Below are 12,991 nucleotides of genomic sequence, written 5' to 3' on the forward strand. Positions count from 1 at the left end.
GATCGCCAGCCTGAGCTGATCAGCGGTCCGGGGGTCCCAGGATCCCCGGATCGTTGACGGCGTCGACGGCCACCACGAGGCCGGCGAGGTGGGTCTCCCCGGCGCTCCGCATGTCGGAGATCACGTTACGGATGCGGCTCAGCCCGACGGCGTGCCGGCGCCGGAAGGCCCGCATCGCCCGCTTGACCGTCGAGTCTTCCGCGTCCGCGATGACCTGGGCCACCATCCGCGAGCGCGCCCGTTCGAGCCGCGTGACGAGGATGCGAGAGGCGCGCTGGTCCCACGGGTCGTCGGTGGCCCATTCGTAGATGCTGCTCCTCAGCCACGGGAAGTCGATGTCGTCGGCGAGCCCGAAGTAGACCTCTCCCACCCGCATCGTGTCCGCCCCGGTCTCGCGGACGAGGCGGGCGACCGGCAACAACTCTTCCACGTAGCGGAAGGTCGCCAGCGACAGCGCGGCCTCGGGATCGAGCCCGTCCATCTCGTGCAATGAACAGGTGGACTGGAAGCGCTCGAGCCGCTCGGCCCTGAGGAACTCCGGCAGGGTGGCGCGGATCGCGCCCACGGGCTCGTGGAGCCACTCGATCGCGTCCGAGATCGGCTGCGCCGGATCCACATGCTGGAGGAGCCAGCGCGTCGCGCGCGTGAGCGCGTCGCCCATCGCCAGGTAGCACTGGGACTGGGCTCCGCTCCGCATCGTGACGTCCGCCACGCGGAGTCGCTCATACAGGTCCTCGGCGTCCGCGATGCGTGAGGCGACGTACCAGGTACGCGCCACCGTCGCGGCGGCCCGCCCCGTCTCGTCCATGAGCTGGATGTGGCTCGTGGCCCCCATGCGGTCGACGTAGCGGTTCGTCAGCAGCATGCTCGAGATGTGCGCCCGCAGCCGGTGCCCCTCGAGATCCTCGTCCTCGACCTCCTTCAGCGCGCCGAAGGGGAAGTAGTCCTCCACCAGCTCCATCATCGCGGGGTCCCTGGACGCGCTCGACGCGGTGATCGAGTGCTTGAGGTGGAGCTTGGAGTAGGCGAGGAGCGTCGCGAGTTCCGGCCGCGTGAGGTGCGCGCCGGCGTTCTCCCGCTCGAGGAGTTCGTCGCCGGTGGGCAGGTATTCGAGCGCCGCGTCCAGGATCCCTTCCCGCTCGAAGCGCTGGATCACCTCACGGAACACGGCCGGCTTCCGCCTGGCGCGGATGTAGTCGAGGCTGAGCGCCATGCTCTGGCTGTAACAGTTGCGGAGAACCTTGTGCGAGACCTCGTTCGTGCACTCCCTGAGGAGGTCGTTCCGTGCCGTCGGGTCGATGGCTCCGCGCGAGAGCGGCGCCCCAAGCAGGATCTTGAGGTTGACCTCGTGGTCGGACATGTCGACGCCGGCGGAGTTGTCGACCGCGTCCGTGTTGATCCGCCCGCCGGCGAGCGCGAACTCCACCCGCGCGCGCTGGGTGAAGCCGAGGTTGCCCCCCTCGCCGACCACCCGGGCCCGGACCTCCGTGGCGTCCACCCGGGTCGCGTCGCCGCTCGGATCGCCCACGTCGGCGTCGCGCTCCGAGCCGGCCTTCACGTAGGTGCCGATGCCGCCGTTCCAGAGCAGATCGACCGGCGCGGTGAGGATGGCGCGGATGAGTTCGTTCCCGTTCACCGTTTCGCGGTCGATGCCCAGCCGCTGGCGAACGTGCGGGGAGAGGTGGATCTGCTTCTCCGTGCGCTCGTAGACGCCGCCCCCCTCGCTCAGGAGATCCGCGTCGTAGTCCGCCCACGACGAGGCCGGAAGGTCGAACAACCGCTTGCGCTCGGTCCACGACGTCTCGGGGTCCGGGTCGGGATCCAGGAAGACGTGCCGGTGATCGAACACCGCGAGGAGCTTGACCTGCTTGCTCAGCAGCATCCCGTTGCCGAACACGTCGCCGCTCATGTCGCCGATGCCGACCGCCGTGAAGGGCTCGCTCTCGTAGTCGATGTCCGCCTCGCGGAAGTGGCGCTTCACGCACTCCCAGGCGCCCCGGGCCGTGATCCCCTCCTTCTTGTGGTCGTACCCCTGCGATCCGCCGGAGGCGAAGGCGTCGCCGAGCCAGAACCCCGCTTCCGCGGCGAGTTCGTTGGCCGTGTCGGAGTTCTTCGCCGTGCCCTTGTCCGCCGCGACGACCAGGTAGGGATCGGGCTCGTCGTGGATGACGACCCCGGCGGGGCGCGTCACCTCGCCGTCCACCACGTTATCGGAGATCTCGAGCAGCCCACGGATGAAGTCCCGGTAGCTGTCGAGTCCCGCGGCGAGCCGCGCCTTCCGGTCGTTCGGCAGCCGCTTCACGATGAAGGCGCCCTTCGCGCCCCCCGGCACGATGACCGCGTTCTTGACCCGCTGCGTCTTGACGAGCCCCAGCACCTCGACCCGGAAATCCCCGTAACGGTCGCTCCAGCGGATCCCGCCGCGCGCCACGTCGTCCATGCGGAGGTGGGCGGCTTCCGTGCGGGGCCCTCGCAGGTAGATCTCGTGCTTCGGCTTCGGTTCCGGGATGAAGTCGACCGAACGGCTCGCGATCTTGAGGGCGAGGAGCGGTGAACGGCGCAGTTCGCCCCGGTAGTGGTTCGTGCGCACGGTCGCGTGGACGAGTTCCATCATGCACCGCAGAGTGCGGTCGTCCTCGATCCCCCGTACCGAGGCCAACCCCCGGTTGAACTCGCGCCTGAGACGCTCGAGGGTCTTGTCGGAGTCCTGGCGCGCGCCCGGATCGAAGCGCGCCTCGAAGGCCCGGAAGAGGCAGCGCGCGATGGCGGGGTACAGGACGAGCGGGAACTGGCCGCCCGTCGGACTCGCGACGGCCCCGACCCGGAAGCTGTAGCCGGCGTAGGCCCGGAGGACCGCGACTTCTTCCCACGAGAGCCCGGCGGTCACGATGAGTTCGTTCAGGCGGTCGTCCTCGGCGGCCCCCCGCTGGATCGCCCGCAGCGCGTCCGCGATCCGGTCTTCCGCCGCCTCCATGTCGAGGTCGTAATCGCGGCGCGCCTCGGCCTCGAAGACCTGGAGCTTCGCGGGGATCGTCTCGTCCCCGGCGGCGAGCGCCTCGTCCTGCAGGTCCACCGTGAAGCGGACCGAATCGAGGACCCTCAGCCCCAGGTTCTCGAGCGTGGGAATCACGTCGCTGAGCACGTACTGGCCCCGCTCGGCGTACAGGCGGAGCTGGTAGTAGCGGCCCGTCTCCGAGGTCGACCGCCTGAGCCGAAGCTGGCTCTCGCGCGTCTCGGCCAGCCGTGCGAGCCGGGCGACGTCCTCGACCGCCGTGTCGATGTCCATCGCCGCCTGGTATCCCGACGAGAACTGCACGAGGTGCGTCGCCAGGTGATGGCCGCGGGTCGCGCCGTGCACCGCCGAGAGGGCGTCCTCCAGCCGCTCCTCCCACGTGCGGACGATCGAGCGGACCTGCTTCTGGACCGCGTCGAGGTCGACCGGCCCCGCTTCGTCAGGATCGTGCGCCAGATAGAAGTGCAGCCGCGCCTGGTCGCCCTGTCCGAGGGCGAGGTGGTAGTTGAGGAGGCCTCCCTGGTACGCCTCGATCAGCGCCGCCTGCAGCTTCCTCCGCACCTGCCCCGAGAAGTGGCTCTTGGGAAGGATGACCATGACCTGCACGCCGCGCCCGAGCTGGTCCGGGCGCGCCGTGACCCGGACGTCGTCCGCCCCGGCCGTCGTCATCACCGCGTCGATGACCGAGCGGATCTCCTCCACCGAGGCGAGGAACAACTCCTCCTTCGGCATCGAGTTGAACGTCTGGAGGATGACGTTGTAGTCGTGCGATCCCGAAGGGGCGGCCTCGAGCTGCAGGATCTCTCGCAGCTTGCGGCGCAGGATCGGGATGGAGGAGGCTTCCTGCGAAAACGCCTTCGCGGTGAAGAGCCCCAGGAAGCGGTGTTCCCCCCGGACCGTCCCGTCGGGGTGCAGACGCTTGATGCCGACGTAGTCCATGCGGACGTGTCGCCGGATCGGACTCTCGGCGTTGGTCTTGGAGATGATGAGCAGGGGCCCGCCCAGCACCCGCGCGCGGAGGTCGGCCGGGAGTGCGTCGAGCGGCCTGGGTTCGCGATACTTGGACTTGGTGTCGTCCCGCAGGATCCCGAGCCCGCTCTCTTCGTCCACATGGATCCAGTCGCGCCCCGCCTCGTCCGCCTCGATGCGATACGCGCGGTAGCCGAGGAAGACGAAACCCGGATCCACCAGCCACCGCAGCAGCTCCTGGACCTCCTCCAGCTCGCGGGAGCGCCAGGGAATCTCGAGCCGCTTGGCTTCGAGCTCGCCGACGAGCGTCCCGGCCTGCTCGATCATGGCCGGGAAGTCCTCCGTGACGGCCTTCACCAGCTCGAGACGCTGCCGGATCTCGGCCTCGAGCGTCTCCCGGGTCGGTGCGTGATGGGCCCCGTCCAGCACCATGTGGGTGACGGAGGCCCGCGGGCCGTCGGCGGAACGGTCGCGGATGTCCACCACGCGCCCCGACGCGTCGCGGTCGACGACGACCACCGGGTGCAGGAGATGGGGGACCTCGAGTCCCACCGAATGCAGATATTCGCGCAGCGTATCGACGATGAAGGGCCGGTCCTCCATCACCGTCTGGAGCACCCCGCGGGAGGCGTCCTCCGGGTCCCAGTCGATCCGGATCGCGATGGTGCCGCCGGTGGCGCTCTCCACGAGCCGGTAGAGGGCGGCGACGTCGTCCGCGAGGCCGCCGGTCGGGAGTCCGTCCGCGATGGCCGCGTAGCCGCGGCTGAACAGGCGCCGCGACAGCCCGGCCACCGCCGAGGGGGGCGCTTCGGGGAGGCGCGCTTCGACCTCGCGGATCAGCGGGCCCAGATCCGGCTCCTGCCCAGACTTGTGTCTCATACCCGTAGATACCCCCTTGTTCGCGCGAGGGTCAACGGCGAACGTGCCGGACCCTGGATCGCGCCCCTCGAGAGGACGCGCCACGCGCAGATAGAACCCGGAAGAGGATGAGCAACATGCACATATCGATCGAGTACTGCACGGCCTGAAACTACGAACCGAAAGCCGCCAGTCTGGCGGCCACCCTCAGAGAACGGTTCGACAGCCTGGAGATCGAGATGATCCCATCCGGCGGAGGCCGGTTCGAGGTCGTCGCCGATGGGAAGCTCGTCTACTCGAAGGCCGCCACGGGCCGTCACCCGACCCACGAAGAGATCCTCGCCGCACTCTGACGTTCCCGCGGGGCTGTATGCCATGGGCTACTCGTGTCGTGCAGCCGAATCCCATAACGTCCACAAATGACTTGAACGTGTTGCCTTATCGCGAGATAAGGACAACGGCCTCGTCCCAAGCCGACTGACTTCATTCGCTTGCATCCAGCACGTGGTGGCGGGTATATTGGTAGGTATGTCGCTCTCGACACGACCTTCGAAACGCAAGCCGCGCGGCCGGCATCCCCAGAACGCGCTCTCGCCCGCCTTCGTCCGTAACGTAAGCGAGGCCGGACGCTACTGCGACGGGAACGGCCTCTATCTCGATGTCCGGCCCACCGGGAGCCGGGGCTGGATCCAGCGCCTCACGATTCGCGGTCGCCGCACGGAACTAGGGCTCGGCGGATACCCCCTGGTCTCACTGAAGGAAGCGCGCGAGAAGGCGTTCGCGAACCGAAAGCTGGCTCGTGAGGGCGGCGATCCCCTGACCGAGAACCGGCGGGCCGAGTCGATGCCCACCTTCGCCGAGACGGCGCAAAGGGTCTGGGAGCAGTTGCGGCCGGGCTGGCGGTCCACCCGGCACGCCCAGGTCTGGCTGAACAGCTTGGAGCGCCACGTCTTCCCGCGCATCGCCGAGATGCCGGTCTCGGAGGTGACGAGCGCTGATGTGCTTGGGATCTTGGCCCCGATCTGGCACGAGAAGCCGGCCCTAGCGAGGAAGCTGCGCCAGCGGATGCGCGCGGTCATGGAGTGGGCGGTGGCGATGGACCTTCGGCCCGACAACCCCTGCGACCGCGTGGGCCCCGTGCTTGGAGCCCAGGCGAATCGCTCGCAACACCTGCGGGCGTTGCCGCACGGCGAAGTGGCATCGGCGATCCGGACGGTTCGGGCGTCCAGCGGACGGCCCATTGTGAAGCTGGCGTTCGAGTTTCTGGTGCTGACGGCGACGCGCTCCCGCGAGGTCTATGGAGCCGTGTGGACGGAGATCGACCGGGGCGAGGCGGTGTGGATCCTCCCCGCCCCACGCACGAAGGGGAACCGGGAGCACCGCATCCCGCTCAGTGGTCGCGCGTTGGAGATTCTCGAGGAAGCGCGAGGGCTCGGTCGCGGCAACCGGCTTGTGTTTCCGGGCGTGCGCGGAACGCCACTCGGGCGCACGGCCATATGGGAACTGCTCCGGGCGTTGAAGATCGAGGCCGTGCCGCACGGCTTCCGGTCGTCGTTCCGGGACTGGGCGGCGGAGGAGACGGATCATCCGCGCGAGGTGGCGGAGGCGGCACTGGCCCATGTGGTCCGGAACCAGGTCGAGGCCGCCTACCGGCGCACGGACCTGTTCGATCGCCGGCGCCGGCTGATGGAGGACTGGGGAGCTTACTTGGCGGGTAGGGTTCGAGACCCGGAGGATCGCCCGTTGGATCCGCCGCGTCGCCGGTAACCCGACGGGCCTCCCGATTTGAACCGCGATCGCCCATCGACCGATGGCACCCTGATAATCGCCGTCTCTGACACGCAGGCAGCCGGTTTAGCGTGCGCGCTGGACCTCGGATTAGGTGCGCGGAAGACTCCGCCGTCGCACGGGCGTCGTCCATGGAGCACAGCTCGTGTGTGACGAAGAAATCCCGATCTGGACGCAGCCGCCGGGATTGGAATTCCCCAGGCGTACGAGTCCAATCAATTTCGCGATCCAAAGGCCAAGACGGGCTCACGTCCGATGCCCGGGGCGTTCGTACGGGGAAGAAGGGCGACGCGTACATTTACGGACGCGACTCCATGAAGGGAGTGAAGATCAGCCTCCATGCGTCGGGGGAGTGCCACATCAAGGTTGCCGAAGACTCGCCGTTTCAGGTGATGGGCGAGGTGTCCGGCGAGCGGCTGAAGCGCTGGCAGCAACCAGAGTTCGCCGAACACGCGATTGCTGCATTCCAGTTAGTCGTACCGCCGTGGGGCATCGGCCTGAACGTCGATGAAAGGGCGAAGGCCCGGCCAGAATGGGACAGGAATCACATTCTGATCGGAGGACATGAAGATGAGTCAACCGCCGTGTCCTTTGTCATCGCTCACGAGTCGAAGACGCTCGTGGATAGGACAGGCTCGTGGCCCGCCGTCACGATTGGCGCGCTACCGTTGCCCGGCGTGGGTAAGAATCTTTGGGGGATTACAAAGAAAGGTGTACGTACACACCCTACCGACAAAACCGTAAACCGATCTCGATGATGTTGTTTACTGGCATGACAAGTGGTGGTCCCAACGGTGGCCAGCTATTCTCAACACCTTCATTTGATATTTCTTGTAACTCTTGAGAAGTGACATTATGTGCTTGGCTGGTTGAGCTATCGCAATAATCGTCATCACGCCCCGCATCTTGACAATCGACTAGTGTCTTAAACACCGACCGTCGCTTAGCGACGGTCAAACGATCAACAGCCTCATACCGCAACCCGAATGACATATGCCGTGTAATCTCCCGAGCGCGAGGCCAACGATTCAACCCAATGGCACGCCCGTTCACCGCATAGGTTTGACCGTTAGGCGTTGTGAACGTAACGGCGCTACCGGGGCCGGGACAGGCAACAGTACCCGAGTCCACCGTGAATGGCCATTCTTCACCCAAGTCGCTTCGGGAAATCATACGCTCCAGCGGCGTAGGATTGCGCTGCGACGTGCTACCCTCAACCCGTGATGCGTCGTCGGTTTGTTCGCAGCCACTCAACACGACGATCCACGACCACATCACAACCTTCCGCATCTCCGTAGCCTCCCGAGCATGGCGGAGCCGATCGTCCCGCGGGCATGATCAAAGACGCGAAAGGGGTTCCTGCTGCGGATAACCTCACGCAGGATGCCCTCCACGCGCGTGTGCAGCCCCGCTCTGGGCCGCTTCGTGACGATGGGGTCTGGTTCGTAGTGGCAGGAGCGTTCGATGATTCCGGGTTCGATGCCCGGGAACAGCGGTGGCCTCGAGACGGTCACATGGGGGCTGATACGAACCGTGACGCGACCGGAGTCGTCCACTGAACGAACGAGGCCTCGAGACCAAGTTGCATCGCAGTCATGATGAGGCCACGGCGGACCTAGTTCGTCGAAGAGCACCTTGCTGCCGCAATCGCATGAGAAATAGAACACGTCGGCGCCGCACTCCCAGCACTGCAGGCGGAAGGTCCGTGCGTTTGTCAATGGCCATCGAAAATATGACACTTCTGGCCGTGGAAAATGGGACACTTTTCGGAACGCGCCGCGGAGGGACCGGAGCGGAGCGTTCCGAGAGGATCTGGTCGGCGCGCATCACCGAGTCCCTCCGTGTTCCGAGCGCTCCGCCGAGACCGCCCGGGAGGCGGTCGGGTGGATGGCCTTGGAGAGTTCCAGATGGCGTCGCATCCGGTAGCTGTTGCCCCGGATGTTGACCATGTAGCTACGTCATGAATTTCATAACATGCTGCACGACAACAGAGTAGGATAATCTTGGTCTACTTCATTACCTCATTAAATCCCACGTCCCGCGCGGGAACTCATGAGACGGTAGAAGAAGCGAGCTGCTCGTGGATGCGGATCCGTCCGTGTCCGAGGCGATGGCACTGGACCTGCGGCTCGTCCTGGAGGGTTCCACACCCCGGTTGATCGACGAGTGGCAGGTGGATCCGGACATCTGGAACTACATCCGCCGGGCCGTGGATGACCGCCCCGGCAAGGGTCACTTCATTCTCACGGGATCGGCCGTACCCCCCGACGACATCACGCGGCACACGGGCGCCGGGCGGATGAGCCGACTTCGGCTCCGCCCCATGTCGCTGTTCGAGTTGGGGCGTGCGAAGGGCCGCGTCCCGCAGGAGCGTGCCGGGGGCCGCATCTCCTTGAAGCGCCTGCTTCGCGGGGAGCCCGCACCGAGCCTGAGGCACGAACTGTCGCTCGACGAGATCGCGGAACTGCTGTGCGTCGGCCGATGGCCCGGACAGCTCCGCGGACGGTCGGTGGAAGACGCGATGGTGGCCAACCGTGACTACCTGGACGAGGTCTGCCGTACCGATGTCCGCCGGGTCGACGGCATCGGGAGAGATCCGGAGCGGGTGCGACGTTTCCTGGACTCGCTCGCGCGCAATACGGCGACGTAATGTCCCGGGCGGGGACCCCGCGATGGGCCCCGCGCGCGACACGGTGTGCTCGGACTCAGTTGCGGATGACCCGCACCACCCTGCCGTTCACGTCGACCACGATGACCGGGCCTTTGAGCACGTCACCCGCGAAGGGCGATTCCGCCTCCGCTCCCGCCACATCCGCAGCCGGGGCCGCATCCGCCGCGGGGAGCTCATAGGGGTCGGCCCGGCTCGCGTCCACTGCATGCCCCAGATCCGCCAGCGCCTGCACCGTGATCGCGCTCAGCGCGCTGCCCCCCCTCGGGCCCATCAGTTCGCCGCGCAGCACGTCGTAGCGCCAGTGGACGTTGAGTCCTCCCGAGGAGACGCCGTTGTCGACCGGCACCTTCCCGCCCGTGTACGGCCGCCCGCCCGCCTCGTTGAACGCCTCCACCGCCAGCGGCCCCGGAAAGTGCGTGTCGAGAGGCACGTCGCGGTCCCGCGTCTTCTCCCGCAGCATGTCACCCCACTTGTTCGACCCGATCCCCAGAACGTGCCCCATCTCGTGCAGCGCGACCTGGTACATGCTGTTGGGCCCCGCCTCCGGCGCGTCCGGCCCATAGTAGTTGCGATTGAGCCAGAGGACCCCCATGAGCGCAAGCCCGGACTCACGGATCGCGCAGCGCCCCGCCTGGCCGATACTGTTGATGCGCCCCGCGTCCGAGATGGACACGTTGATCACGACATCGTCGATCGTGCCGACGATCCGGCCCGGGTCAAGACAGTATTCCACATCTACGGGAACATCCGGCAGGTCGCCCGTCACCACCTCCTCCCACCGCGCCGCCGCCCGGCGCAGCGACGCCTTCTCCGCCTCCGTGAACCGCTCCGCCTCGGTGGTCCCCTCCCAGAAAATCAGGTCGATCTGGTAGCCCTCCGGGTCGGGCGCACGCGCCACCGTCACCGGGACGCTGAGCGAGGCCCGGAGTCCGCCCGGGTCCTCCGCCGCCACCGCCACCCACGCCGAGCCCTCCGCGAGTGGCTGCAACTCCAGTACCCCCCCCTCCACCCGCGCGGCCACCACTCCCGCGTCGCTCGACACCGCCGTGTAGGACAGCAAGTCCCCGTCGGGATCGTCAAAGTGCCCGGCCATCTCCACCTCCGCCGTCTCCACCCCCGCCTGCAGCCAGTACACCGGTACCGCGCTCGTGACGGTCGGCGAGCGGTTCACCGCCGGAGCGAATAGCACCATCTCCTCCCCGACGACGTACTCGAGACCCCTTACCCCGATCGGGAACGCAGGCGGCAGCCCCAGGCCCACGTGCACCGGGCCCGCGGTCCCCGAACGGCTGACCGTCAGCGCCGCGCTCACGGTATCCCCCGCGCTCACGGTCACACGGTCGACCGAGACCGTCCCGCCCTGCACCGTCACCGGCATCTCGATGGACCGCAGCACGCCGCTCGGCACGCGCAGCACCACGCTCGCGGGCCCCGGCGCCAGCGCGTCGGCGGCGTCCGTCCGCCCCAGCTCCAGCTTCACTGGGAACGGGGCGCCCGGGTTCACGCGCAGGTCCAGGCGTTCAAGGCTGGAGAGCCCCGAGAACACGCCCCGCGGCAACGCCGTCAGGTCGTTGTCCACAAGTACCAACTCCGCCAGACTCCCCAACCCTTGGAAGACGCCCTGCGGGAGGGTCGACAGGCCGTTCACCTGCAGCGACAACGTCTCCAAGGCCCCCAACCCGGCGAAGAGACCGGGCGGCAATTCAGACAGGTTGTTTTGTACCAACCTCAGCGTCACCAGCTCCCCCAACCCCGCGAAGACCCCCGCCGGAAGCGTCGTGAGCTCGTTACCGCTCAGGTCGAGGTAGCCGAGACGCGGCACGCCGTCGAAGAGTCCCGTCGGCAAGTCCGAGAGCTGGTTGGCCTCCAGCCGAAGGTGCGACAGGCTGGACAGGCCGGAGAAGATGTCCGGTGGCAGCTCGGTCAGGTTGTTGTCGTAGAGGTGCAGCAGGTCAAGGTTCGACAGCCCGGCGAAGACACTCGCGTCCAGCCCGGTCAGTTCGTTCTCCGGCAGGTAGAGCTTGCGAAGCTCGCCCAGTCCCGCGAACACGCCGGGCGGCAGTTCCGTCAGCTGGTTTTGGACGAGCGACAGGAACTCCAAGCTGGAGAGGTCGCTGAAGATCCCCGCGGGTAACCGCCGCAGCCGGTTTGCGCCGATGTTCAGGAACCACAACTCGGACAGACCCGCGAACGTCCCGGACGGGAGTTCGTCCAGGCCGACATTGTACAGGGTCAGACGTTGCAACCGCTCCATGCCAGCCAATAGGTCGAGGGGCACGTCCGTCAATGGGTTGGAACTCAGAGCGAGTTCTTCCAAGCCGGTCAGGCCCACCAAGTGGGACCGTATCTCGGTCAGCCGATTCTCGCCCAAGTAAAGCCGCGTCAGACTCGGGAGGCTGGTGAGTATGCCGCGGGGCAACGCCTCCAGTTCGTTGCCCGTGAGGTTCAGCCAGTACAACGAGTCCAGACCGGAGAAGACATCCGGCGGCAACGCACGCAGATCGTTATCCCGCAGGAACAACCACTCCATCCTGGAGAGGCCTGCGAAGTCGCCGCTCCGCAAACTCGAGATGTTCTTGTCACGGAGGATCAGAACCGAGACCGAAGCCAGGTGGGCGTCCGTCACGTCCGCGCAACTCGCCACGCCTGTCTCTTCAAGCAACCCCTCGATCACCGCCGGCGTCCGGCCGCACACTCCGGCGTCGGGTCGCGCCGTCGCCGTCACCTCCAGAAGCCTTTGTCCGGCCACGGACACGGCCAATTTCTGTTCCCCCGGAGCCGGGCCCAGCCTCCACTCGGCCCGCGCCAGCCCCGCGCTGTCGCTCCGCACCGAGTCAGGGTCCGCCGAGCCCGAGCCCGCCTCCGGCGTGAAACTCACCAGCGCACCGGGAACCGGACGCCCGGCTTCATCCAGCGCCTGCACCACGAGCGGCTCCGGGAGCCGCTGACCCACCAGACCCTGCTGCCTGTCCCCAGACCACGGGACGACGCGCGCCACCGCCAAGTTCGGATCCACCGCCAGCGCCGCGATCGCTTCCTCGGGCCCGTCAGGCACCGACGCAACGAGCCGCTGCTCCCCCGGAGCCACCCCCAGCGTCCACACGGCCGACGCCACTCCCGAGCCGTCGCTGACCGCCGAGTCGGGTTCCACCGAGCCCCCGCCCGCCGACACCGCGAACCGCACGACCGTCCCCACGACCGGCCGGTCCCCGGCATCGAACACCGCCACGCCCACCATCGAAGGCAGGGACAGACCCGCCAGCGCACTCTGGCCGTCCCCGAACACCCTGAGCGTCGCCACCCGCTGCTCCACCCGCACCGGCGCCGCGTCGCTCGCTCCGCCCACCGACGCACGGACCTCCGCCGTCCCGTTGCCCCGAGCCGTCACCAGCCCACTGCCGTCCACCGTCACGACCGCCCGGTCCGTGCTCTCCCAACGCACTGCGCCGCCCACCGACGCACCCGTGCCGTCCGTCACCCGCGCCGTGAACTGCGCTGTCTCCCCGAGGTACGTCAGCACCGCCGAGTCCGGCGCGACCGCCACCGATGCCGGCACCCCGGGCACCGGGCCCGTCATCTCCCCCGAGTCGCACGCGGCGATGGCCACGAGCCCCGCCGCCACCTTGAGTGACGCGCCGTTGATTCTCGAGTGCGGCCCCAACTTCATCCGGAGGTTCCCCGATTCAGTAACC

At 67.5% G+C, this 12,991-nt stretch carries 7 protein-coding genes; 4 read left to right on the top strand and 3 right to left on the bottom strand.

Annotation, left to right across the window (positions count from 1 at the left end):
* Positions 1-19: 19 nt before the first annotated feature.
* Positions 20-4,861 (bottom strand): NAD-glutamate dehydrogenase, encoded by a 4,842-nt coding sequence (locus tag ACOOHF_RS01640; protein WP_420463113.1) that lies wholly within the window; start codon positions 4,859-4,861, stop codon positions 20-22.
* Positions 4,862-4,977: 116 nt separating this feature from the next.
* Here ACOOHF_RS01640 and ACOOHF_RS01645 point away from each other — a divergent pair, with 116 nt between their 5' ends.
* From ACOOHF_RS01645 to ACOOHF_RS01655, 3 genes are all read left to right on the top strand, one after another.
* Positions 4,978-5,193, top strand: coding sequence for a SelT/SelW/SelH family (seleno)protein (locus ACOOHF_RS01645; protein WP_419936434.1), 216 nt, complete (start codon positions 4,978-4,980; stop codon positions 5,191-5,193).
* A gap of 175 nt (positions 5,194-5,368) precedes the next feature.
* Positions 5,369-6,607, top strand: a complete 1,239-nt coding sequence (locus tag ACOOHF_RS01650) for a tyrosine-type recombinase/integrase (protein WP_420463114.1) — start codon at positions 5,369-5,371, stop codon at positions 6,605-6,607.
* 335 nt (positions 6,608-6,942) lie between these two features.
* The gene (locus tag ACOOHF_RS01655) at positions 6,943-7,386 is read left to right on the top strand and encodes a hypothetical protein (RefSeq protein WP_420463115.1); all 444 of its coding nucleotides are present in this window, start codon (positions 6,943-6,945) and stop codon (positions 7,384-7,386) included.
* On the opposite strand, the gene ACOOHF_RS01660 is transcribed toward ACOOHF_RS01655, so the two are convergent.
* The gene (locus ACOOHF_RS01660; protein WP_420463116.1) at positions 7,355-7,918 is read right to left on the bottom strand and encodes a DUF2511 domain-containing protein; all 564 of its coding nucleotides are present in this window, start codon (positions 7,916-7,918) and stop codon (positions 7,355-7,357) included. The genes ACOOHF_RS01655 and ACOOHF_RS01660 overlap by 32 nt on opposite strands.
* Before the next feature lie 790 nt (positions 7,919-8,708).
* On the opposite strand from ACOOHF_RS01660, the gene ACOOHF_RS01665 reads away from it, so the two are divergent.
* Positions 8,709-9,278, top strand: a complete 570-nt coding sequence (locus ACOOHF_RS01665; protein WP_420463117.1) for an AAA family ATPase — start codon at positions 8,709-8,711, stop codon at positions 9,276-9,278.
* Positions 9,279-9,333: 55 nt separating this feature from the next.
* Here ACOOHF_RS01665 and ACOOHF_RS01670 read toward each other — a convergent pair whose 3' ends face one another.
* Positions 9,334-12,966, bottom strand: coding sequence for a leucine-rich repeat domain-containing protein (locus tag ACOOHF_RS01670; protein ID WP_420463118.1), 3,633 nt, complete (start codon positions 12,964-12,966; stop codon positions 9,334-9,336).
* Between the last annotated feature and the right edge of the window lie 25 nt (positions 12,967-12,991).

Origin of the sequence: Candidatus Palauibacter sp. (genome assembly GCF_965216145.1) — a bacterium.
Lineage (GTDB): Bacteria > Gemmatimonadota > Gemmatimonadetes > Palauibacterales > Palauibacteraceae > Palauibacter.